We start from the raw sequence: 23,465 nt of genomic DNA, 5'->3' as shown, positions 1-23,465 counted from the left end.
CGGCGTCGTATCGCGTCCGGACCTGGCCCACCGGGTCATTGGGGACGCGATGCATGGACGCTTCGATGGCGCGGGATGGTCAAGTCGCGGACCGGCGGCGAGCGCCGTCCGCTGCCGGCCCCGCGAGACGCGGCGGATAGCCGGCGGCAGCCCGCCTCTGCGGGGCTTGAGTACGTCGGGTGGCCGCGCGCGGCGCTGCCCGGCCACGGCCGTTGCAGCGCCGCGGCGCGGGGGTGGGACTGGCCGGTCACCGAACGGCTCGGCTGGGCTAGGCCTGGGCGAGCGCGGCGACGGCGGCGTCGGCGATCGCCGCGACGGCCTCGACGGGATCGGCGACCGTGAGCGTGGTGGTGTGCGTGAAGGTGTGCCTCCACATCTGGTCCGGGCCGGTCAGTTCGCTGTCGGCGAGCGGGTCGGCGGGGTGCAGCCACAGCACGGCACAGCCGGCCTGGTGCAGGGTGGTGACGAGTTGTTGCCCGGCGGGGATGTCGTCGAGGTAGCCGTCGGAGACGACGGCGAGCATCCGCAGGGTGCGGCCGTGGCGTAGGTCGAGGAGTTGGTCGGCGACCTTGACCGCTTCCGGGAAGGTGGCGGTGGCGAGGCCGGTGCGCATGGTCAGCACCTGCGTGGGGCGGGTGCGTGGGGGTACCAGGACGGTGGTGCGGTCGCCGAATCCGATGGTGGTGGTCGTCGCGTCGGCGCGGCGTGCCGCGTTGGCGAAGATCCACGCGGCGGAGGACATCGCCTCGGTGTAGCGGTCCATCGAGCCGGACAGGTCGACCAGGACAGCCAGGTGCAAACGGGGTTTCTCCGGTGGCAGCTGGGCGCGTTGCTGCCACGGAGCGGCGGTCGGGAGTTGCCCGGCGGCGATTTGTGCTTCGGCGGTGATGGCCTGCCGGGTGCGCAGCCGGCCGGGTGGGATCGCGGAGGGCCGCCGGCCGGGTTCGGGGTGTTGGGTGCGGGCTTGCCGCAGCCGGTGGGCGAGGTCGCGGGCCGCGCGGTGTTCCTGCTCTGTCGGTTCCCGGCGGTCCCACTCTGACGGTGGGCTGTGCCGGTGGGCCAGCAGCGCCGCGGCGTACTCGGCCGGGGTGACGCCGGCGGCGACGGCGAGGTAGTCGACGAGGGCCGCAGCGAGGCGGCCGGCGAATTGCCCGGCGTCCGCTACGGGGGTGTCGTACTGCTGGTCGGGGTCGATGCCGAGGACTTGGCACCACCGGCGGGCCAGGCAGATCATGGTGTCGGCGTCGGTGTCGTCGCAGGTGTGGGCCTCGCGCCAGATGTCCCGCAGTTGCCGCAGGCGTTTGCGTCCGAGGACGCCGGTGACGGCGGCCCGGACCGGGCGGACGTCTTTGCTGGTGACGATGCGGGCGTCGACGCGGGCCAGGAGCAGGGCGGCGAGTTGCCCGGCGTGCCACGCGTCGTCGACGGCCGCGTCCTCGGGGTCGAGGAGGGTCGTCACGACGTGGCGCAGCCAGCGGCGGTCGCCGCGGCGGCGGGCGCGTTGGCGTCCTTCGGCCCGGGATTCCTCCAGCATGTCGGCGACAGCGGCGAGGATCGGCGGGGTGCCGGGCGGGGTGGTCCAACGGCTGTGCGCGGCGTGCGCGGCGCCGTGCACGAGCAGCCCGTATCCGGTGGGCACGAGGCGCTTGTGCCGGGCCTTCGTCGGGTCGGTGACGTCGGGGCGCTCGGCGATGTAGGTGGCGTCGACCTCGATCCGGTTCAGGGCGGGGTAGAAGCACTCGGGCGCGTCTCCGGCGGCGCCGGGGGCGACGAGGACGGTGAGGTCGGTACGGCCGGTCAGCAGCGGAACGTGCCTGGTCCACGCTGCGGACCAGCTATGCCAGTCACTGGCGCCGGCCGGCGTCGGCGGTGCGCCCTGCTGTAGGTGGGTGCTGGGGTGTGACACGGATTGGCTCCTTCCAGAAGGGGTGGACTGCGGTCAGCGCTTGCCGAGGGCGAGCGCGGTGATGGGTGTGCCGGTGTGCCGGGACAGGGCGGCGGTGACGTCGTCGCGGGCGTCCTCGGGGGCGATGCCGGCCAGGTTGGCTAGGGCGGCGGTCATGCCCAGGTGGTCGCGGACCTTCACGAAGCCGAGCAGTTCGCGCAGCTGCGGCGCCCACACGGTCTTGCCGGCGGTGAGGTCGGCGTTGAGGTCGATCGCTGCGGCCACGACCGGTTTGGGGACGCCGAGTTGGCGGGCGAGGTCCCAGTCGGTGGTGACGTGCAGGTGGACGGTGAACCGGGAGGCCAGGGCCTCGGTGAGGACCGCGCCGTGCACGCCCGGGTTGTGGCCGGCGACGATGTAGAACCCGTCGACGGCCTGCACGCTCTCGTTGCCGTTCGCCGGGATGGTGATGACCCCGCGGCCGTCCATGGCCGGGTACAGGACTGCCAGGACGCGGGGTGGGATGAGGGTGGCGTCGTCGACCAGCAGCACCCGCCCCTCGCGCATGGCGGTGACGAGGGGTCCGTGGACGAACTCGTAGCCGCCGCCGGGGATCGGGTTGTAGGAGCCGAGGAAGTCGTCGACGACGGTGTCGCCGGTGCCGGCGACGGTGAGCAGGTCGGGGAAGGCGGCCTCGACCATGGCGGTCTTGCCGGTGCCGGGCGGCCCGTACAGCAGCACGGGCACCTGCTGGGTGCGCAGCCGCCGCAGTTCCTCGACGTCCCAGCCCCGGCCGAGCCGCCGCGGGTGGTACAGCGTCCCGTTCGGCCGCGCCACCGGCGCGGGCCGCGACTGCCGGCCACCACCACCACCACCACCACCACCACCGCCGCCGGTGCGGGTGCGGGGTGCGGTGGCGGGGAGGGTGCCGGCGGCGTCGATGCCGGCCTGGGTGATCTGGAAGCGGTGGTGCGGGTCGCGGTGGTGGGTGGCGTGTCCGGCGGCGGCCATCTTCTTCAGCGCCTCGAACACCGCCCCCGAGGATGGCGCGCCGATCGCCCGGGTGATCTCGCCGACTTTGAGAATCTGGTCGGGGTGGTCGGCTAGGTGCAGGGCCACCTTCCGGTACAGGTAGCCGGACCGGCCGGAGGCGACCTCAGCGGTGGGCGTGTCGGTCGCGGCCGGGTTGTTCTGCGGTGCGCCGGCCTGGGGGGCCGGTGGGGTTGGTGTGGTCATGGTGATGCCTCGATTCCAAGGTCGGGCCCGCGCACCCGTCTCCGGGTGCGCGGGCGGTGGGTACCGCACAGCGGAGACGGGTGGGGCCAACCCCGTGCCGGCCTGGTCGGGCCGGGCGGGTGGGCGACCACACCCCGGTGGTGCTGAAGGGTTACGGCGACACGTGGGTCGCCGCCGGTGCGTGCTGGTCGGTGTCGACGCCGCGCGGGCGGTGTCTGCGCCGACGATGGAACGCCCCACAGCCCAATCGATCAAGTCGAATTGGTGCGGGGCGCGGGATCGCTGACGTGCCGGCTGTCTACGCGGGCACGTCGAGGGTCGGGCACTGGGCCGGTGGCCAGGTCGTGGTCAGTCGGCGCAGCCCCGTTCGCAGCCCTGCGGGTCGCACTGCTGACCGTCAGCCATCCGGGCCAGGGCCAGCCCGTCGTCGCCGTCGAGGAACGGCCAGCCGAACCCGTCGGCGAACGCCTTGACCTTGGGCGCCCCGTACATCGGGTAGCCGGCGTGGTCCATCGCCGCCACGATGTCGTCGCGGCCGAGGAGCCAGGCGAGTTCGCTGAGCTTGTCCACCGACCGGCTCGCCGAGTTGCCCCGGTGGTCGAGGATCTTCCCGATGGCGAACTCGAGGTAGTCCCGGGCGTAGGTCTCGTGGTCGACCCGCTGGGTCCACTCAACCGGGTGGCGGGGGGTGATGACCTGGCGGGCGTGGTCGAGGTCGAGTGCCTCCACGAGCACGTCCTCCCGGAAGCCGAGGATGTCCTGTCGGTTGGCCCGGAGAGCCCAGACCCGGGTGACGATCTCCTCTTGAGTACGGATGGTCACGTGGTTTCCTTCCTGTTGGTCCTACCTGTCGTGGTGGTGTGTCGGGTGCCGCTGACGGAGACGGCTCGGTTCCGGGTGACCCGGCGCGGCCTGGCCGGGGGTCGCTGGGCCTATGCCTGGTCGGGTTCGGGCAGGTCGCCGACGATCCGGTCGCAGGCGTACGGGTCGACGGCCTCCCAGCACCAGCTGCGGCCCATCACCACGTACCGGCCGTCACCGTCCGGGGCGACGCGTTCGATGGCTTCCGGATCGTCTGATAGGGCGCGCTGGTCGACCACGAGGACGTCTCCGTCGAAGGACAGGTCGGCCAGATCCGCGTCGACCCGGCGATCCAGGTCGTCCTCCGCCACGCCCTGCTCGCGCAGGCTGCGGCGGTGCTGGTCGCGGAGCCGGTGCTGGTCGGCGACGATCGCCTCCGCCACCGGGCGAGTGCAGGAGAACACCGCCCACCCGTTCCAGTGGTCGATCAGGGTGCCGACGAACCCGATCTCGAAGCGGTGATCGCCGTCCGGGCCGACGGTCATCGCCCACTCGCCGGAGAACACGCCGACGTCGCCGACGTGTACCCGGTCGGGGTGCAGGTGGGACACGTCGCTGCCGGTGGGGCTGGCCGCGAGGTGACACAGTTCGGCGACACGCTCTTCGGCGGCGGTGGCGAAGGCGTCGCGGTAGACGGCCATCGCCTCGTCGCGCTGCTGGAGGCGCAGCCCGAACCAGCCGGAGACATCGCCGGTGGCGTCGGCGAACAGCTCCCACCCGGCGGTATCGACCGACTCTCCAGCCGAGGAGAAGTGGGGCAACGTGTCGAGGACGGCGGGATCGGCGTCGTTGATGCCGGCCAGGATCCGGCGGGCGGCCAGGCGGGTGTCGCCGCTGACCCTGGCGCCGATGGTGTCCTGCGCCCACCACTCGGCGGCGGTTTGGCCGGCCTCGGTGCCGGCGGCCCGCATGCGCCGCAGCGTGGCGGCCCATTCGGTGGCCTCGGCGACCGGATCGCCGGTGGGCGGCGGGGTGGTGGCTGGTGCGATGCGGTCGCCGTCGTCGAGGCTCATCGACAGCGTCGAGCCGCTGTCCCAGGCGACCTCGACGATGTTCTGCCGCTGGTCGTGGCGGCGGACGGTGCCGGTGTCGCCGGCACGCAGCCGGGTATGTGGGTCGCTGGTGTGGACCAGCGCGACGCGCTGGCCAGGTCGGTAGCTCATGGTGGTCTCCGATCGGTGAGTGGACGGGCCGTCGCTGCCGCTGTTGGGCGGCGGCGTGGGGTCGGGTGTGTTCATCGGGCGCTGCCCGTCGCGTCATCCGTCGTGGGGTTGTGTGGCGGCCAGGGCTTGCGGGTGACGTGGTCGCCGAACATCGGGTCGGTGGTGACCGAGGAGCCGCAGCGGGTGCAGCTGGTGGCGGTGTCGTAGCCGTAGCCGGCCATGGACGGCACCTCGACGTGGTCGATCTCGTCGACCGCGCCGCAGACGGTGCACACCGTCATCTCCGGGCCGCCGTCGTCGGCGGGTTCGGTGATGAACAGTTCCTCGACGGGGTCGAGGTGGTGGGCGCTGTGCCGCAGCCAGCGGCCGTGGACCGTCGCCTCGTACACCACCAGCCGCCGCTGGTCGAGGTGCAGCAGGTACAGCCACTCGAGGGCCCCGGCGACGTCCTCGCGCAGCGCGCCCCGCCGGACGGTGTCGTTGTCGGCGGGGTAGCCCAGGCCCGGTACGGGCGGCTGCTGGTCCCAGCGGCGGGGCTTGGGGTTGACGGCGAGGGACCACCAGTTGTGGGCTAACAGCGCCGTGGCCATGGCGTCGGTGTCGCGGCTGAACGTGTCGGTCCAGATCCGGCGCAGCAGCGGCACCAGAACCTGCGGGTCCTCGCCGAACTGGATCCAGCGTGCGGTGTACCTGCCGCGGAGCGCGGCGACACCGATGAGCGTGGGTGTGCTCACGGGCTTTTCCTCCTCAGGGATCTGTGGATGGGGTTGCGGTGGTCCTCCCGGGGCGGGACGACCACCGAGCTGGGGGTGGACCACGGAGCCGCCGTCGGCATCCGCGATCGGGACTACTGATGCAGGGGCGCGCCGACGGAGGCCATGAAGGCGACCGGGTCGACGGCCGTGCCGGAGCTGTGGTCACCGAGGTGCACCTCGAAGTGCAGGTGCGGCCCGGACGAGTGGCCGGAGCTGCCGGAGACGCCGATGACGTCACCTGCCGCGACCTGTTGGCCCTCGGCGACGGCCGGGTGGGCGAGCATGTGGCAGTAGCGGGTGATCACCCCACCGGGGTGGGTGATGTCGACGTACCAGCCGCAGCCGCGGGTGAGAACCGGGTCGCCGTCGCGGTCGCAGCCCCAGTCCCGGCCGGTACGCACGTCAACGGCGTTGCAGCGCACAACGGTGACGGTGCCGGCGGACGCGGCGTGGATCGGGGTGCCCTTGCCCACGATCAGGTCGACGCCGTCGTGGCCGGGCCGGCCTGGGGTGCGGAAACCGGAGCCGACGTCGCCGTGCACCGGTTGGGTCCAGCCCTGCGCGCTGACGGTCACGCCGCAGGCGGCCAGGCCGGTGGTGACGCCGGTCAGGGCGGCGACGATGCGGGTGGCGTCGGGTTCCCACTTGGCGTAGGCGTCCGGGTAGGCCGACCGCTGCACCGCCTGGGCGGCCTCGGTCAGCGCCATCGCCTGCCAGCCGTCGACGGCCTGCAACTTCTGGTAGAACTTCGTCGCCGCGTACTGCGGGTCCCGTAGCTGCTCGGGGGTGCCCCAGCCCTGGGATGGCCGCTGTTGGAACAGGCCGACCGAGTCGCGGTCCCCACTCGGGGTGTTGATCAGCGAGGATTCCTGCATCGCGGTGGCCACGGCGATGACCCAGCCGCGGGGCGGGACGCCGAGGCGCATGCCGACGGCGGTGATGGTGGCGGCGTTGCCGACCTGCTCGGTGCTCCAGTCACCGATCGGACCGATCCCGTCCGGGGCCGGGCTGCGCGTCGCCGACGAGGTGGTGGGTGTGACGCTGGTTGCCGTACCGCAGGCGCCGGCGCCTGCGCCGCCGCCGAAGATCAGGGTGGTGGCCAGTCCGGAGCACAGCAGCAGGACGCCGACGACCGCGATGGCGATCCCGGACAGCACGCGGGTGGTCATGACTGGTCACTCCTTCGAAGCGGCGGCCGGGTGGTGGGCGGGGACGGCGAAGGCCGCGCGGGCCAGTGGGAGGCGTCGCGCGGCCTTCGGGGTGGGTGCGAGGTCAGCGGGCGAGGACGGCCACCTTTTCGCCGTGCAGCAGGGGTGCCCCGTCGGGGCCTTTGATGTGGGCGTTGATCCAGATGCGGAACCGGTGGCCGTCTCGGTCGATCAGGCGTCGCCAGTGGCCGCGGACGACGAACCGCACCCGGTAGTGCCACTTGGGCTCGCCGTCGGTGGGTTCGGCGAGAGGGCTGGTGCGGCGCAGCATGACCACGCGGGTGTCGTGACGGATGCTGGCCCGTACGGCGCGGCGGCGCGCCGCGCGGTCCAGGGGGGCGGCGGCGACGGTCGCGAGGGGTTGGGCCTGGATGCGCCAGAAGGCGTAGGCGACGGCGGCGCAGGCGCGCATCGGGGTGGTGGTCTCGTTGATGCAGAACCGGCCGTCGGGTGCCGGTTCCCAGTCGCGGTCGTCCCCGTCGAGGACCGGCAGGTCGGGGCGGGGGTCGACGGGCTGGCCGATGGGGATCTCGGTGAAGTCGGTCAGCACGTAGGGGCCGAACTGGCGGGCGAGGTCGGGCCGGTCAGCGAGCTGCTGCCGGCGGCGGACGGCCGCGGGGTCGTGCGGGTCGTGGTGGTCGGCCCAGCCGGCGATGGCCCAGAAGGACCGGCCGCTGTGGGTGTTGGTGGTGCGGGCCCAGGTGATCGCCCCGATCGAGGACACCTCGCCGCTGAGGCTGCGGTGGTAGATCGGTTCGGGGAGGAAGAGCACCCCGCCGTTGTCGGGGGCGATGTCGGCGGGGAGCACCTCGCCGGTCAGGTCGAGGGCCGTCGCGGCGGCGGCGATGATCGCGGTCATCGCGGGGGCGATGACGTACGGTTCGCCGAATCGCCACGGGTTGGCGGTGATGGCGCGCACCGCGGTGAGGACCTTCGCCATGCCCGCTGGGCTGGGGCTGGGGTGGTTGGCGAGGCGGCTGTCGAAAAACGCCTGCAGGTACTGCGCCGCGAGCGGGCTGCGGTGGTAGTCGACCATGCGGGTGCGTAGGTCGACGGCGGTGCGGGCGTAGCCGGCGAGTGTGTCGTTCGGTAGGAAGTTCACTGTGCACCTCCAGGTGCGTGCTCAGGCGGCCAGCGCCGCCACGGGTGGACGCCGGTAGACGGGGGATTCCGGCGGCACCGCGTCCGGTACGGGCGCAGGCCGCGTCAGGGGTGCCGGCGGGCGGGCGGGGGTGAACCAGCCGGTGAAGCGGCGCGGCGGGGCGGGCACGGGGGCGCGTCCCCGTACGACCCCGACCGGGCGCGGCGACGGCGGTGGGGGCGCCGGGGCGAGGGTGGCAGGGGCGCGGCGGGCGTGTTGTTCGGCGCGGCGGGCGGTGCGCAGCGCCCAGCAGGGGCCCTGCTGCCCGCGGCACTGCAGGTTCGTGCAGGCGCCGTCGGGTCCGGGTTGGTGGGCGGCGGCGACGTCGACCGCGAGGGCCCACAGGAGCCTGTCGGTGACGTCGTCCGGTGCGGCGGTGCGGTCGCTGGGACGCCGGTCGCGGCCCTTGGGCTGTGCGGGGTGTGCCATGGCGGGTGGCCCTTCGGTCGGCGGATCGCGGGCATGCGCGGTCGCCGCCCGACTCGCGTCGCAGCCCTTGGGAGTGCTGATGTCCGCACGATGGCCGACGACCAGCGCTGATCGACGCTCATCTCTCGACGAAGGTCAAGTCGTGTCGGGCGGGCAGAACCTTGCCCGCCCGGCACGGCAGCGTGAAGTCGTGGTTCAGGTGGTCTGTTCGGGGTCGAGGCGTACGCGGGTGGGGTCGACGGTGGTGAGCAGGTGGCGGGAGACGCCGCGCCAGTAGCGGCCGTTGTTGCCGCCGAGCGGCACGAGGGAGACGCGGCCGGTCCCGGTGTCGCGCAGCACCACGTACAGCTCGCCCGGAGGCTGCTTCCAGCCCGCGCCGGCGACGGTGACGAGGGTGCCCGGATGCAGCGGGGCCTCGTGGATCATGGTCCACTCGCCGCCGGTGCTAGCGCTGGTGGTGCTACCGCTGGTGGTGGTGTCCGCTGCGGGGGCGGGCCGCAGGTAGGTGGGGTTGACCTTCACCGGTCGGCCGCCGTCGACGGGTTCGACGACGACGTTGACCGGCAGCAGCCGGGTGACGCGGTAGGTGACGCCCCGGGTGCTGGCGCGGGCCACCGCCGGGTCGATGGTCACTCGGTCACCGATGGCGTACGCGTGGGGGCTGCTCATGGCGGATGCGCTCCTTAACGGGTCTCGGCGACCGTCGCCGAGAACGGGGAAAGCAGGGCTGGGCGGAGGGAAGCGGGGCATGCTGAGGACCTCGCGCACGTCGGCGGGCGCGAGGTCCTCTTGGTGTGTCCGTGAGTGGTCAGCGGCGGCGCAGGTCCCGTAGGCGGGTGCCCGGCGGCGGTCCGGTGTGGCCGGTGGTGGCGGTGGCTCCGTGGACCCCGGCTCCGGTTTGTTTGGCCTGGTACATGGCAATGTCGGCCTGGCGTAGCAGGGTGCGCGGGCTGACGCCGAGGGCGGCGCTGGTGTGCCCGACGCTGGCGTGCACGGCCACGGCGTGCTCGCCGAGGTCGACGGGGTGGCGGCCGACCGCCCGCCAGGCGGCGCGGGCGGCGGCGGCGATGTCGTCGGGGCCGCCGTCGACCAGCAGGGCGAACTCGTCGCCGGACAGCCGCGCGGCGAGCCGTACCGGCCCGCGCAGGGTTGCCAGCCGTCGGCCGACCTCGGTGAGGACGTCGTTGCCGGCTTCGTGGCCGAGGGTGTCGTTGACGGCTTTGAAGCCGTCGAGGTCGAGCAGGACGAGCCCGAACGGGGCATCTGTGCGGGTGGCGCGGGTGAGGGCGGCGAGCAGTGCTCGCCGGTTGGGCAGGCCGGTGGTGTCGTCGTGGTCGGCGGCGTGGCGGGCGCGGGTCAGTGCCTGCTGTTGGCGCCACAGCAGCGCTGCGGCGAGGGCGAGACCGGCGAGGATTCCACCGGTGGCGGTGACGATCGAGGTCAGGATGGGAGACACTTCGAGAGCTCCTTCTGCAGTAAGGAGCACCGGGGGCGGGCGTGGTTCCGGGAAGTTCGACGCCCGCCTCCGGGCTATTGGCTGGCGGGGTCGTTCAGGCGGTGGTGTCGGCGAGAGCGAACGTCGCGGGCTTCTCGGCGGCCAGCACTGCCCGCCCGGTCGCGACGAGTTTCACGGCGGCGTTGTGGACCGCGCCCGCGCTGGCCTTCTTCGCGCCGGTTACCTCGTTGGCCCGGTCGACGAGCTTGCACAGTTCGCTGACCTTGTACTGCTGGCCGGGGTTGGCCTCGAGGATGTCGAGGATCGCGCCGCGCAGGGTGCCCGACGCTCGCCGGGTACGGGCCTGTGCCGCCTCGCCCGCCGCCTCCGTGGCCGGCGGTGCGGCGGGTACTTCCGTGGCGGGGTCGCCCGTGGTGCTGTCGGTGGCCGTGCCGGCAGGGGGACAGTCCGGTGTGGCCGGTCCGGCGTCCGCTTCGTTCGCTGCGGGCGTCGTTCCGGTGGCCCGGTCGGTGTCGTCGGTCGCGACCGGTGCCTCGGGTTCGGCAGTCGAGCGGTCGTCATCGTCGCCGTCGTGGGTTTCGGTGTCCTCGGCTTCAGCGGCCTCGTCGGGTGCCGCCTCGACACCACCAGGAGCCGGCGATGTCGACTCCTGTATGGCATCCGGCTGCCCGTCGGCGGGAACCTCGGCGGCTGGCCGCTGGTCGTGGTCCTGCCCGGCGGTCTCTTCGCTGTCCTGCGTGTCGTCGCCGTGCGGCCTGTGTTCTGCGGCGGTGTCGGTGTCGGTGTCGCGGGTGGCGGGCTCCGGTGCGGGCTGGCCGTGATCGCCCTGTTCGGCGTGTGCGCGGCCGGTGTCGGTCAGCCGCCACAGGCTGCGTCCGGTGTCGCTTCGGGTGGGCTCGGCCAGTCCCGCGGTTTCCAGGGTGCGCAGTTTCGGGGTGGTGGTGGAGTAGCCGAGGCCGGCTTCGGTGGCGATGGCGGCGGCGGTGGCCTCGCCGAGCCGGTGCAGCGCGGCGAGGACCTTCGCGACGCTGGGTGCCAGTGGCGCTGTTACGGCCGTATCGGTGGTCGTGTTGGCTGGGGTGCTGGTCATGGGAGCGTGGCCCCCTTTCTCCTGCCGTCGGCAGGGGTCGGTGAGTGAGGCGCGTGCACTGATGCACGCTTCGGATCGGGCATTGATCAAGTCGTCTGCCCGGAGTGCGGGACTCCGGCGACGCGCGCAGGTGTGCCGCCCGGCGATAGCTCGCCGGGCGGCATCGGGGATCGGGGTCAGTGCGCGGCGTGGTAGGCGTCGCGCACCGCGGCGGGGATGACGCCCCCGGTTCGTGGTCGGGGCAGGTTCAGCTCCTGCCAGTTCGTGGTCCACCACCAGGCGCGGATCTCCTGGCTCTGGGTGCGGCCGGTCGTGGTGCCGTGCTGCCGCCGTGGTGCCCGGGGCTGTTTCGGCAGGCGGCGTCCGGCCGTGATGAACGGGCCGAATGCCGCGGCCATCCGGTCGAAGTTGCTGGCGGACAGGTCGATCTCGTAGGTGACGCCGTTGAAGGCGAACTGGTAGGTGCCGACGTCGTCGGTGGAGCCGTCGAGGTCGTCGACGACGATCGCGGTGGTCTTGGTGGCCACGAGGGGCCACCTCCTTTCGCTCGAGGTGGGTTACTGGGCGGGTTGGTGGGTGCCGAGGCCGAGTTGGTGGCCGATGGCGGGTCCGCGGTGCACGGCGGCGACGGCGGCGGGCAGGTGCCGGCGTTGCCAGCCGTGCAGGGCGGCGGTGAGGTCGGCGGCGTACTTGCGGTGCTGGGTGAGAGCGGCGGTGAGGCCGGCGGCTTGTTCGATGCCGTTGTTGGCGCCGCGTGCGGTGTGCGGGCGGACGGGGGCGAGGGCGTCGCCGAGCAGGACGGCGTGGCCGCCGCCGACGGGCCAGACCATGCGCTCCGGTGGGGTGATGTCGAGGACTGGCACCGCCATGCGGGTGGTGGTGGCGTGGACGACGGCGGCGTGGTCGGCCGGGAGGAGCTGGTCTGCGTGGGTGTCGACGTGGGTGCGGGCGGCGGGGCTGACGTGTCGGGGTAGGGCGAATACCCGGCGGGTGGGGTCGGCGCCGAACCGCTGCGCGTACTCGGTGCTGGTGCAGTTGAGGTAGAAGGTCCAGTCGCAGCCGCCGGGTACGGGGGCGAGGTTGAACTGCGCACCGGGGCAGGGCTGCAGCCGCAGGAAGTCCCGCAGGCCGGGCTGGGGGGTGGTGTCGGCGATGCCGCGGTGGGCGACGTAGCCGGCGTACCGCAGGGTCCGATCAGGGTCGAGGAGGCGGCGGCCGGTGGAGGACCGGCCATCGGCGAACACGACCAGGTCGGCGGCCTCGGTGTGGCCGTCGCGGAACCGCAGCACTGGCTGGCCGGCCTGCTCGGCCAGGGCGGTGACCTTCATGCCGGAGTGCAGGACACCGGCGGGTAGGCGGCGGGTCAGTGCGTGGTGCAGCAGGGTCCAGGTGGTGTTGCGGCCCGGGTAGGTGCGCCTGATCGTCTCGGCGGGGTGGCGGTCGCGGATGGTCAGCTGGACGATGGCCTCGGAGTCGTGGGCGACGAACTCGTGCTGGCCGATGTCGAGGCGGTCGAGCACGTCGAGGGCGGGGTGTTCCAGACCGATGAGGCCGCCGCCCAGGGGTGCGGACGCCGGTGCCGCCTCAAAGACGGTGACGTCGTCGAATCCGGCGTGCAGCAACAGCAGCGCGGTGACGGGGCCGGTGAGGCTGCCGCCGACGACGGCGATGCGGGGCCTGCTGGTGGATGTCATGGGGGGTTCCCTTCTGCGGGGTGGGAACCCGGGCACGGCCGTGCCCGGGTGTGCGCGAGTGCGCGGGTGGCCGGGCATCGGCCAGGTCGTGCCAGTGCGAAAGCGCGTCAGCGGCGGTGGGCCGTGGACGCGCTGATCAGCCCGCCGTGGTGCGGCGGGCGGATGGGGTTCGGAAGATCCGGCGCCGGGCTGGGTCCGCTGGTGCGTGAGGTGCGACCGGGCGGGCAGGGCGGCGCGGGAGGGCGTGGCCTTGGCGGGTTACCGGCCGGGCGTGGTGAACGGCGGCGGCATGGGAAGGATCCGCCGCGCCCGCTGCAGCACCTCGTCGGCGACCGGGATCAGCGGCGTCGCGTCAGGTGAGGTGGTCGGGGTGGTGCGGTGCCAGCCGTGACCGGGGCTGCTGGCGATGATCGTCCAGGTGACCAGAGGGGTGAGGACCTCGGCGACCGCCGTGCTCTGCTTGGCGTAGCTGTCGCGGTAGACCCGGACCCGCGGGACGTACCCGTCGGTGTGGTGCACCCGGGTCAGCTCGTAGCTGCCGGGGCCGCCCTGGTGGAACACCTCGTCGACGATCACCGCGACCGGTCCGTCGGGTCGGCGGCGCGGGAGGTCGCCTCGGACGCGACGAGGGTCCAGGGCCACTGGTAGGCGCCGATGGCGTAGCAGCGGTTGGCGTCCGGGACGACCCGGTCGTCCTCGACCCAGCGACTGCCCAGTCCGTCGTCGTCCTCCCACTCGACGACGACCTCGTCGCCGCCGAACCGCAGCCGGGGGTGCTCCCCGGGCATGTCACCGGGGTAGAGGCCGTCGAGGTGGGCGGCCATGCGCTGCACCGCGAACAGGGGGAAGCGGCACAGCAGCCCGGTGCGGGTGAGAGTGGTGTATCCGGTGGCGACCATGGCGCGGTAGGTGCCGCCGCCGATCACGTCGCAGGTGACGGTCGCCGGGGTCCAGGTGGCCAGCGGTGGGGTGATGTCGCCGCGGTGGCGGGAGATGCGGTAGCGGTCGCCGGTGGCCTCGCTCTCCGGGTCGGGGTGTAGCCCGAACCAGTGCGCCCCGTGGTGGCGGGCGTGGCGGAGCAGGTCGAGCAGGTCCCGCCGGCCGTCGAGGTGTTCGGTGTGCAGGGGCAGGAATCCTTGCCCGTCGTCGGCGGGGACCGGGTTGCCGGTGGCGCCGGTGGCGGTGTGGGTCCAGGTTTCGGCGAGGGCCCGGTGGTCGGCGCCGTCGGCGTCGTACCAGCGGGGGACACCGTTGGAGGACAACCAGTCACCGTCGGCGTCGTGGGACCAGATGAGCGCGGCCTGGTCCGGGACACCTGCCCGGTACTGCTGCCGAGTCCTGAAGTGCGCGGCGGTGGCGGCGGCATGTGCGGCGAGGGGCAGGACCTCGTCGACGCGGAACCACAGTCGGTCGGACATGGCGAAGGAACCTCCTGATGGGGGAAGAGGGAAAGGTCGGCCGTTCGCTGGCCGGGCTTGCGGGCGCCCCAGCCCGGGGCGCCGGGCCGTGCGCGGGCGGCAGCGTGCTCACACCCGCCGCGGCGACCCGACGTGCGGCGTCGGGCCCGGAAAGCCGGATCGAGCGCGAGGCCAGGGGGAACTGGGGTTCGGGTGGCGGTGTCGGCGAGTACCACGACAGGCGGTTACCTGCCATGGCGGTCTCGCCGCGCTGGTCGGGTTAGGGGTGTGCGTCGCAGGCCGGCGGGGCTCATGGGTGCGGCTGGTAGAGCTCGCCGTCTGCTGCCAGGGCCGGCGCGGCGCGGTTGGGAATGGGGTGGAGCCGGTCGGACCGCCGCCGATCCCCAGGGAAGAGGGGGATGGGTGGCGGTGCCCGACCGGATCCGGATCCGGTGGTGCTTTACAGGGCGACGGCGAGCAGCCGCTGGTCGGTCTCGACGGTGTCGAGGTACCGCATCGCCTGCTCGAGGTAGGTCACCCGGTGGGTGAGGGCGTCGCTCGCGGGTGCGAGCTTGTGCCCGTCCGGCGTGAGCAGGGCGTCGCCGCACACGGCGGTGGTGGCGCTGTAGTGCTGGTAGGCCATCGGGCCTGCCTGGAACATCTCCAGCTCCCCCACGGCGAGGTGGGCGGCGCCGTAGCTGGCCGCGTTGTGCATCCGCATCGCGTTGACGCGGGCCTGGTTGTGGAAGTCCGCCTCGGCCCGCTCGCGCGGGTAGCGGGCGGGGTCCGCCAGGTGGCGGGCCAGCAGGGTCGGCCACGGGGTGGCCGGCCGGGTGCCGTGCACGACCCGCTGCCACACCTCGTGGCGGATGCCGGCGCCGACGCCGGCGGCGTGGCGCATGGCGGCGAGGTCGAGCAGCTTGACCGGTCCGCCGGCGCAGTACACCGGACGTCCCTTCCGAGGTGCGACCAGGTCGCGCCGCTGCCACAGCCACATGTCCGGGATGGCCCAGAACCGGGGCTGCAGGGTGCCGGACACGCCGAAGTGCCGGTCGAGCTGGGTGGCGGTCAGGGCCTGCGACGGCAGTCCGTCGGGCAGGCAGACGATCATGGTGTTGATCGTCGCGGTCGGCGTGACCACCGGGCTGGTGGGCGCCGTGGTGCTGGCGGCGGTGGCCGCGGGGGCGGGCTTGCGGCCCGGGCGGGGCGTCACCGTCGGCACGCGGGTGCCGTAGCGGCTCAGCGGGGTCGCGGCACCGTTGGTTGCGGTCATCTGGGGTTCCTCCTTCGGTAGGGCGCGTTGTTGGGCGCGCGGAAGCAGCCGGCCCACCGGGTACATGGGTCGACTCACGGACGAACAGCGGATGGGTGCAGCAGAGTCGCTGCTGGTGGAGCGGGATGGTGCGGGGTGGTGCGGTGCGACCTAGGGGTCGCCGCGCGGCGCGGGCGCCGACCGGCCGACAAGGGCGGGTGGGCGGAGCGCACCGTGAGGTGCGGCGGTGGTTCCCGAGGTGGGACCGGACCGGGTGGAGCGATATATGGGTGAAGGTGGTGCCGATGAAGGTAGCGGCCGGATCTGTCAGCGCCGGCCGCCGTCATGATCGTCAGTAGTGCCGTTGACCTGCACTGTCAGACGACCGCTCGATTCCGCGGGTGAGGGACGGCGGGACTGTGAGATCCGGTCGGTCTCACAGCCGCCCACGACGGTGGACGGCTCCTCTCCGCGTGCGGTGCAGGTGAATGTCAGGGCTCCGGGTCGGGGCCGCTAAGGTCGGTGTCGGGGAAGCGGTGCGGGTTGGTGGCCGGGTTGTCCGGGCCGTGGTCGGAGGGCAGTTCGTGCAGCCAGCGTCGCGGCCCGGGGTCGGTGGTCAGCGTCCAGGCAGGCCCGGCGGGGTGCTCGCCGTGGAGGCCGGTGGCCACGGGCATGGCGGTGGGCACTCCGGCGAGGGCGTCGAGGAGGTGCTGTTCGCGGCGGCGGCCGGGGACGCGCAGCAGCACCGGGTACCGCGGCCCGTAGATGGCCAGCTGCTCGTAGCCGCGTAGCTTGCGCAGCACGGTGCCGAGGGGTTCGGTGCCGTTGTCGTGTTCGAGGAAGAACCCGACGGTGCGCCCGGCGGCGTGCCAGATGCCGTGCCCGTCGGGCTGGACACCGGTGCCGCTGCCGGCGGCGTAGGAGGCGGCGGCGAAGGCTGCGGTGGTGTGCTGTTCGGACCACCACCGGGCCAAGCGGGCGTGCTCGTCGGTGCGGGCGTAGTCGACGAGGTCGACGAACAGCTGGTTGGTGCCGAGCAGGTGGGCCAGGCGGCGGCTGCCGATGATGCGTTCAGTCCGTTCGATGCTGGTCCTCGGCGCTCGCGCACCGGCCTGGTTCGGGTCGTTGAACTGGGTGGGGTGGACCACGGCACCGAGCGGGCCGAGGGTGTAGAGGTACTGGCCGCTGCCGGTGGTGACGTCCACGAACCGGCTGACCGCCTCAATCTGGTGCAACTGGGCGAGGCGGAGCCGGGCCGAGCGACGCGACGGAAACAGCGCCGCCGTGACCTGGTCGGTGGACAGCACGTAGTGCTCGGCGAGCCACCGCAACAGCTGATGATCACGGGCGGTCAGCCGACGAAGCCGGTCCAGACGAGCAAGACGAGACGACGAACGAGAACCGGACGAAGAACCGGAAGAAGAGGCGGAAGGCGAGCGCGAGACCCGGTTGTTGGTGGGCACGATGGATGCTCCAAGCGGAAGAGGAGTTCCCTCCGAGGGGAGGGTGTCTGAGTTCGGTGAGGTGGTCACCGGAGGCCGGTGACCACCGGTGAGCGGCACTGACAGACCCGGACGGCCGGATCTGTCAGTGCCGCGCGGTGATCGGTGGTGAAGGGCTGGTGAAGCCCACACGGAAGGGGCGACCGGGACTCGGTTGACCAGTCTGTCGATCTCGCTCCGGTTGCCCTGCGGCGTTCAGGTGGTCGCCTTCGGGCCGCCCTTGGCCCGGGACCGGCGGTTGTCGTCGGGTCGAGCTGAGAACCGGTCGACGAGGTCGTCGATCGCGCTGGTGTCCTGCGCCGGCACCGCCTGCGCCGCGGCTCGTCGGATCACTGTCGCCTCGCCCACGATCGGCTTCGGCGGCCGGGTCTTGAGGGTGAACGCCGGTGTTTGCCGCCCACCGACGACGAGGCGCCCGACGGCGGTGTAGGCGTCCAGGTGGGTCAGGTCATGCTCGTCGAGTTCGGGCAGAGTGTGCCTGGCCAGGACCCGGGCGTCCTCCGGGGCGACGGAGAAGTACAGCTTGTTACGGGCATTCGCCGATGCCGCTGCCAGGAGGTCCTTCGGGAACTGGGCCAAGTCCTGGTGCGCGAGGACCATCGACAGCCGGTACTTCCGCGCCTCCGCCAACATCGAGTCCAGGCTGTTGGCCAGGGTCAGGAAGTTCTGACACTCGTCAATGATCAGGGTGGCATCCCGGCGTCTGTCGGCCGGCACGGCAGCGCGGGCGGTGGCCGCCTGCCACACCTGCGCCAGCACGAGCGAGCCGAGCAGCTTGCTCGTGTCCTCGCCCAGCTGGCCCTTCGGGATGCGCACCAGGAGCGCACCGCCGTCGAGGACCTTGCCCATGTCGAAGCTGGAACGGGGGTAGCGCATGGTGCGCTTGACGAAGTCCCGCAGCAGGAACGCCCGCAGGCGGGCCAGGACGGGGCCGATGACCTGGGAGCGCAGGGCCGGGTTGAGGTCGTCGTACCACTGCCAGAACCCGGACAGGCCGGCCGGATCGTCCAGGCCGACGGTCATCGCCGAGCGGAACTGCGCCGAGTTGAGCAGGGGTGGGATGTGCTGGAGGGTGACGTTGGCGTGCCGCAGCAGGGTCAGGCAGGCCACCCGCATGACGTCGTCCATCCGCGGCCCCCACGCCTTCGCGAAGATGTTCCCGAAGATCGACACGAGGTTGTCCACGACCAGGTCCGGGTCGTTGCCGGACAGCGGGTTGAGGGTCGGTGGGTTGGGCTGGTCGGGGTCGAACAGCACTACCCGGCCCGCGACGCTCGCGGGAAGCCGGTCGAGGATGTCGAGCACCATGTCACCGTGCGGGTCGATGACCACGGTGCCCCGGCCGGCCTTGATGTCCTCGACGGCTATGTTGACCAGCAGGGTCGTCTTCCCGGAGCCCGTCGATCCGACCACATGCATGTGATACCTCGCATCGGCGACGGACAGGGCCACCGCGTGGCCACCGACTTCGGCGTCGCCGAGGACCTTCATCCCGCGGCCGCCGGTCGGCACCGCCACCGGGGCGGGCATGGACTTCGCCCGCGCCCGATCCAACCCCGGAACGGCCAGATCCCGCGGCAGCGCCGCGAGGACGGCCAGCTCGGGGGTGGAGGCCAGGAACCCGGATCCGAGCCGCCGCGTGGCCAGCACGGCCACCGGCCGCGCCATCCGCGCCCGATGGGCGAGCCGGTTGCGGCCGGCGTACACGGCGAACGACGAGGCGACCGCGTCCGCGATGCCCCGCAGGCGGCCCTCCGGCCGGGACCCGCCGCGGTGGTTGTTCTTCGCGATGGTGTAGCGGATGCCGATCGTCCACAGCGGGTGGGCGGTCTTGTCGAGGATCGCCCGCACGTCGCGCTCCACACCGGGGTCCCGGCGGCCGGCCGGCTGGCCGCCGCTGCGGGTGGTGGCGGTGCGGCCAGGAAGGAACGCCTCGATGAGCCACAGGAGCGGTGCGGCGGGATTGATGGCCGGTACGGCGGTCTTGCCGTCGCGGAGCCGGCCGGCGGCGCGGCGGGCTCGTGCGGCCCGGCGGGGGGTGGCGGGGCGGGCGAGGACCTGCACGCAGGCGTACTCGTCCGGTTTGAGCTGCGACCCGGCCGACATCAGCGCCCGCAGCGGGTCGTTGTCGTGGTCGGTTTCGAACGGCAACCACTCCGCGGCGGTCGGCAGCAGGTGCCCGCCGACGGCCGCCGGCACGTCCAGCGGGATCGGCGGTGGCGCCTGGTCGTCGGTGGTGCAGGCGGCACCGGGCCACGCGGCCCGCACGGCAGCCTCCACCGCCCGGTGCGGCACGCTGCCGGGCACCCAGATCGAGATAAGCAGCTGCCGGCCGGTCCAGGTGTACTGCCACACCACGTGCGGGCTGCCGTACCGCAGCCGGCGGCGGCGCGATGGGGTGAGGGTGCCGTGCAGGTTCGCCCACAGCGCGGCGGCGCTGTGCGGGTCGACCTCCGGCGGCGGGGCGACGGTGACGAGGCGGGCGCCGTCGGCGTGGCGGCGGTGCCGCCACCCGTCGACCAGGTTGCGCCCGGCAACATAGGCGACCAGCAGGGCGGCGGCGACGCCGAGTAGCCACGGCCGGCCGGCCGCCCAATCCGCGGCGTGCAGAACCCACCGCGCGGGCGCGCCCGGCGGAGAGATGAGACCGGCGCCCGGCCCCGACGGGCTGGGCGCCGGCATCGGCGACAGGGCACGCAGTGGTGTCACAGGTCCTCCTCCCCGTCGTCGGAGTCGAGGTCGGCGAGGTCAGACGGCTTCGTGGTCGCGAGAAGGTGTTCGGCCTGGGAGGAGATCGACTCGAACGCGGTCCGGTTCGTGCCGGATATCAGCAGGCCGTGGCCGACTCGGGCGGACAGCAGCATCCGGCGTTCCCCGGCGGTCAGCCCGAATGCGTCAGCGACCTGGTCGATGGCCTGCGGAGCCTGCTTCAGCAGCACCTGCGTGGCCGCGTTGGACACCACGGCGTGGCCGAGGTCGGTGCCGAGCACGTCGGCGACGTCCTGGGTGACGACCGACAGGCCCGCGTTGCGCTTCCGGCCGGCCTTGGACATCTTGAACAGGAACCGGGCGCCTTCACCGTCGCGCATCAGCAGCCATGCCTCGTCCACCACGACCAGCCGCCGCGCCTGCGGCGAGGAGGTGGAGCGGTACTGGCGGGGGAGGTCGACCTGCCGCCAGATCTCGTCCAGGGCGAGAAGGGTGCCGACGGTGCGCAGTTCGTCGGGCAGGTGGCGCAGGCTCCAGACGACGAGGTGCCCGTCCGGGCGGGTGGTGGTGGGTGAGTCGAACAGGTCGGAGAACGAGCCGGCCACCCACGGTGCCAGCCGGGCGGCCAACTCGTGGGCGGCAGTGTTGTCGTCGGCCCGCAGTGTCGCGGCCAGGTCCTTCAGCAGCGGCGCGGGACGGTGGTGGGTGGCGGGGTCGGCGGTGATGCCCGCCTGCTGGTAGACGGCGAGGATCGCCCGGTCCAGGGCGGCGCGCTCAGCGGTCGGCAGCTGCCCCAACAACACGCTGATCAACGTGTGCAGGAACAGCCCGCGGCGGGTGAGCACGTCCGGACGGGTGTCCCCGGCCGGCAGATCCAGGGGGTTGATCTTCACGCCGGGTGCGCCGAGTCGCACGATGGTGCCGCCGACCGCGTCGGCAAGGCGGAGGTACTCGTCCTCGGGGTCGACGACGGCCACCTGCACTCCCTGGTACAGATTGCGGAGCACGTCGAGTTTGACGAAGTAGGACTTGCCGGCGCCGGAGCGGGCCAGGACCACGCTGTTGTGGTTCTCCTGCGCCCACCGGTCCCACCACACGATGCCCTGCGAGTCCGGATTCACCCCGTACAACACCCCACCGGTGGTGGCCGGGTCGCCGGGCAGCGGCGCGGGCAGGTCCGCCGACGCGAGAGGGAACGCGGCGGCCAATGCCTGGGTGTCCATGGTCCTGCGCATCTGCAGGCTGTCGGTGGCAAGCGGCAGGGTGGTGGTCCAGCCGGGCAGGTGCCGCCACGTCGCCGGCTGCACCTCGATCAGGGTGGACGCGGCGGCGGCCTTCACCTGCGCACACGCCTCGAGGAGCTCGGCCTCGGTGCGGGCGTGCACGGTCAGGTACAGGCCGACGCGAAACAGCTTCGCCGCCCCGCGAGCAAGGCGTTCCGCGAGGTCGGCGGCGTCGTCGGCGGCGGCCTCCACGTACGGGTCGGCCAGCTTGCCCTTCTGCTCGTCGGCCCGCCGGGACGACTCGAACCGGGCCCGCTGGTTGCGCAGACGGGACGCCGCGACCGGCGCGGGGATCGGGTCGATGTGCAGGGCCAGGTCGAGGCGGCCTGGCCAGGACAGCAGCGGCTCCAGCCACGCCGGCCCGACCTCGGCCGGGTAGCCGGTGACCACCAGGGTGGCGGCGTAGCCGTCCCCGACCCGCAGGAACCGCGGCGTGACCTCCACCGAGGCCGGAGCTACCGTCGCCGCGAGTCCTGCGGACGGCGGGCTGGTGCTGTCGTTGTTCGGGGTGCGTCGGCGCTTGACGGAGATCATGATGTCCTCCTGGTGTGTGGCCTCCTGGCCGGAGGCGCGGTGATGGTGGTGTCGGGTGCGGCGAGGCCCCCGGGACGGGGCGGCCGGTAGGGGTCCGCCGCGGCCGCGAGGGCGGCGGTGGTCGCATGGCCATCTAGGGCGCGGGTGGTGACGCCGAGCCCGGACAGGGACCGAACGGTCTGGTCGGCGCGGCGTCGGGCGGCGTGTTCGCCACGCTCACCGGAGTTGGTGCGGGTGACGATGAGGACCTGCCGGCGTAGCGGGTCCCGCCGTTCGGCGAGGTCGTCGAGGAAGCGTGCGTGGTCGGCTGCCGCGTCGGCGAGAGCTGGGTGCGGCATGGCGTCTGCGGCCTGGGCGAGGGTGCGGGCGGCGGAGTGCAGGTCGACCGGCTGCGCCGACACCACGATCTGCGTCGGCGTGGACAGGCTGTTGAGCCACCGGCCGAAGGTGTCGACCAGGGCGGCCTGCTCGTCGGCGGTGCGCAAGGCGAGGTTGACGCTGGTCGCCGCGACCATCGCCGCCTTCACACCGCCGAGGCTGATCTCCCCGTGGTCGTCGATGGCGTCGGCGGGCAGTTTCAGTGGCGCCGGCAGCATCACCTTCGACGCCGGGGCCTGCACCCAGTCGGGTGTTTTCGCGGTGGTGTCGGTGGTGGACAGAGCGCGTGGTGCGCGGGAGTGGCGGACCGCAGAGGCCAGCCACACGTCCATGGGCAGTCCGTCGCGGCGGCCGACAGCGAGGCCGAACACCAGGCCGCCGAGGACGACCGCGGCGCCGAGTAGCACCGGTGCGGGCACGATCGCGTGGAGGGCGCGCCAAGCGCCGTAGAAGATGACGGCGGCGACGGCGAGGATCGCGAGTTGCCGGAACGTCAGCCCGTAGAGCACCTTGTCCGGCGCGTCCACGTCGGCGGGCATGCGGGCGGTGACGGCCTGTTCGTCGCGGCGGTCGCGGCTCATCGTCGCACCGCCCCAAGGCCGGGGATGCGCAGCCCGCGGGTGAGCTGCTGCACTACGACGACCCGCACGACCGCGCCGAGCACGTTGCCGCCACGCCCGCCTGCGCCGCTGGTGGCGTAGCGGCGCATCAGCCCCGGCACCTTGAGCGTGGTCCACAGCAGGACCATCACGACGAACAGGTTGAGCACGCCACCCGGTTCGACCGGCAGGCCGAGCAGCGGCAGCATGGTGCTGGTGTCCAGCAGCATCCACTGTCCGGCGAACAGTACGAATGCTTGCACCACCGGGGTCGCCAGCATGGCGACGTACGACCGCCACCACATGCGGGCCACGCCGTCGGTTTGCGGCAGGGCGTGGCACGCCAGGGCGATCGGCGCGACCGCGGTGAGCACCAGCGCGACCGCGAAGCGGACGATCACACTGCAGGCGGTGGCGGCGAGCAGGAAGACGATGATCGCCAGGCAGACGACGAACAGCAGACCGGCGGTCTGGTCACGCGCGGCCATCAGGTGGGTCCTGACGGCGTTCAACGCCCCGTCGCCGTTGAAGTCCTGCGCGGTCAGTGCGGCGGTGAACGCGTTGGCGTACTCGATGAGCGTGCCGGCGATCAGTTGGGAGAAGTGGGCGGTGACGAACCCGACGACGCACCGCGGCAGGAGATCCTTGGCGGTGTAGCGGGCGCGTTCGTCGCCGCCGGCGACCATGGTCAGGACACCGGCGGCGACGAACACCAGGACGAACACTGTGTCGACGACCCAGATCGACCGTCCGGTCAGCGCCTGCACCTGCGGCAGGCTGGTGACGTCCGGGGTGATCAGCAGCGCGTGGGTGATCGCGGTGATGAGCCCGTTCAGACAGTCCAGCAGCAGGCCGGCGAACCAGTCGAGGATCTGGTTGAGCGCCCAGGCCAT

21 protein-coding genes are annotated in these 23,465 nt (G+C 72.8%); all 21 read right to left on the bottom strand.

Annotation, left to right across the window (positions count from 1 at the left end; genetic code table 11):
- Positions 1–268: 268 nt before the first annotated feature.
- A complete protein-coding gene (locus AB0O48_RS03915; protein ID WP_365062770.1) occupies positions 269–1,906 on the bottom strand; it encodes a VWA domain-containing protein in 1,638 nt (545 codons plus the stop codon).
- A gap of 33 nt (positions 1,907–1,939) precedes the next feature.
- Positions 1,940–3,121, bottom strand: a complete 1,182-nt coding sequence (locus tag AB0O48_RS03910; protein ID WP_365062768.1) for an AAA family ATPase — start codon at positions 3,119–3,121, stop codon at positions 1,940–1,942.
- 348 nt (positions 3,122–3,469) lie between these two features.
- Positions 3,470–3,943 carry a hypothetical protein gene (locus AB0O48_RS03905; protein ID WP_365062766.1) on the bottom strand — a complete coding sequence of 158 codons (474 nt, stop codon included), beginning with the start codon at positions 3,941–3,943 and terminating at the stop codon, positions 3,470–3,472.
- 110 nt (positions 3,944–4,053) lie between these two features.
- Positions 4,054–5,145, bottom strand: a complete 1,092-nt coding sequence (locus tag AB0O48_RS03900; RefSeq protein ID WP_365062764.1) for a DUF4314 domain-containing protein — start codon at positions 5,143–5,145, stop codon at positions 4,054–4,056.
- A gap of 71 nt (positions 5,146–5,216) precedes the next feature.
- Positions 5,217–5,879 carry a hypothetical protein gene (locus AB0O48_RS03895; RefSeq protein WP_365062762.1) on the bottom strand — a complete coding sequence of 221 codons (663 nt, stop codon included), beginning with the start codon at positions 5,877–5,879 and terminating at the stop codon, positions 5,217–5,219.
- A 113-nt stretch (positions 5,880–5,992) separates the two neighbouring features.
- Entirely contained in the window at positions 5,993–7,069 is a 1,077-nt protein-coding gene (locus AB0O48_RS03890; RefSeq protein ID WP_365062760.1) for a M23 family metallopeptidase, read from the bottom strand.
- Between the two features lie 103 nt (positions 7,070–7,172).
- Positions 7,173–8,210: a hypothetical protein gene (locus AB0O48_RS03885; RefSeq protein ID WP_365062758.1), complete on the bottom strand. Its 1,038-nt coding sequence runs from the start codon at positions 8,208–8,210 to the stop codon at positions 7,173–7,175.
- Between the two features lie 21 nt (positions 8,211–8,231).
- Positions 8,232–8,678: a hypothetical protein gene (locus AB0O48_RS03880; RefSeq protein ID WP_365062756.1), complete on the bottom strand. Its 447-nt coding sequence runs from the start codon at positions 8,676–8,678 to the stop codon at positions 8,232–8,234.
- 195 nt (positions 8,679–8,873) lie between these two features.
- Positions 8,874–9,347: a hypothetical protein gene (locus tag AB0O48_RS03875; protein ID WP_365062754.1), complete on the bottom strand. Its 474-nt coding sequence runs from the start codon at positions 9,345–9,347 to the stop codon at positions 8,874–8,876.
- Positions 9,348–9,486: 139 nt separating this feature from the next.
- Positions 9,487–10,134, bottom strand: a complete 648-nt coding sequence (locus tag AB0O48_RS03870; protein ID WP_365062752.1) for a GGDEF domain-containing protein — start codon at positions 10,132–10,134, stop codon at positions 9,487–9,489.
- A 94-nt stretch (positions 10,135–10,228) separates the two neighbouring features.
- Complete coding sequence (locus AB0O48_RS03865; protein WP_365062750.1) at positions 10,229–11,224, bottom strand: MarR family transcriptional regulator; 996 nt, start codon at positions 11,222–11,224, stop codon at positions 10,229–10,231.
- A 176-nt stretch (positions 11,225–11,400) separates the two neighbouring features.
- Positions 11,401–11,751, bottom strand: a complete 351-nt coding sequence (locus tag AB0O48_RS03860) for an Lsr2 family protein (protein WP_365062748.1) — start codon at positions 11,749–11,751, stop codon at positions 11,401–11,403.
- Positions 11,752–11,781: 30 nt separating this feature from the next.
- Positions 11,782–12,918 carry an FAD-dependent monooxygenase gene (locus AB0O48_RS03855; RefSeq protein WP_365062746.1) on the bottom strand — a complete coding sequence of 379 codons (1,137 nt, stop codon included), beginning with the start codon at positions 12,916–12,918 and terminating at the stop codon, positions 11,782–11,784.
- 258 nt (positions 12,919–13,176) lie between these two features.
- Positions 13,177–13,494, bottom strand: a complete 318-nt coding sequence (locus tag AB0O48_RS03850; RefSeq protein WP_365062744.1) for a hypothetical protein — start codon at positions 13,492–13,494, stop codon at positions 13,177–13,179.
- Positions 13,491–14,336, bottom strand: a complete 846-nt coding sequence (locus AB0O48_RS03845) for a hypothetical protein (protein WP_365062742.1) — start codon at positions 14,334–14,336, stop codon at positions 13,491–13,493. The genes AB0O48_RS03850 and AB0O48_RS03845 overlap by 4 nt, the downstream gene beginning before the upstream one ends.
- Positions 14,337–14,775: 439 nt before the next feature.
- Complete coding sequence (locus tag AB0O48_RS03840; protein WP_365062740.1) at positions 14,776–15,588, bottom strand: hypothetical protein; 813 nt, start codon at positions 15,586–15,588, stop codon at positions 14,776–14,778.
- A 470-nt stretch (positions 15,589–16,058) separates the two neighbouring features.
- Positions 16,059–16,898 carry a replication-relaxation family protein gene (locus AB0O48_RS03835; RefSeq protein ID WP_365062738.1) on the bottom strand — a complete coding sequence of 280 codons (840 nt, stop codon included), beginning with the start codon at positions 16,896–16,898 and terminating at the stop codon, positions 16,059–16,061.
- 366 nt (positions 16,899–17,264) lie between these two features.
- Positions 17,265–19,778 (bottom strand): DUF87 domain-containing protein, encoded by a 2,514-nt coding sequence (locus tag AB0O48_RS03830; protein ID WP_365062736.1) that lies wholly within the window; start codon positions 19,776–19,778, stop codon positions 17,265–17,267.
- Positions 19,775–21,595, bottom strand: a complete 1,821-nt coding sequence (locus tag AB0O48_RS03825; protein ID WP_365062734.1) for an ATP-binding protein — start codon at positions 21,593–21,595, stop codon at positions 19,775–19,777. The genes AB0O48_RS03830 and AB0O48_RS03825 overlap by 4 nt, the downstream gene beginning before the upstream one ends.
- Positions 21,592–22,554 carry a PrgI family protein gene (locus AB0O48_RS03820; RefSeq protein ID WP_357950929.1) on the bottom strand — a complete coding sequence of 321 codons (963 nt, stop codon included), beginning with the start codon at positions 22,552–22,554 and terminating at the stop codon, positions 21,592–21,594. The genes AB0O48_RS03825 and AB0O48_RS03820 overlap by 4 nt, the downstream gene beginning before the upstream one ends.
- Positions 22,551–23,465: a conjugal transfer protein TrbL family protein gene (locus tag AB0O48_RS03815; protein WP_365062731.1), complete on the bottom strand. Its 915-nt coding sequence runs from the start codon at positions 23,463–23,465 to the stop codon at positions 22,551–22,553. The genes AB0O48_RS03820 and AB0O48_RS03815 overlap by 4 nt, the downstream gene beginning before the upstream one ends.

It is taken from the genome of Micromonospora sp. NPDC085948, assembly GCF_040686315.1.
GTDB lineage: Bacteria > Actinomycetota > Actinomycetes > Mycobacteriales > Micromonosporaceae > Micromonospora.
This window is presented reverse-complemented; position numbering and strand designations above follow the sequence as displayed.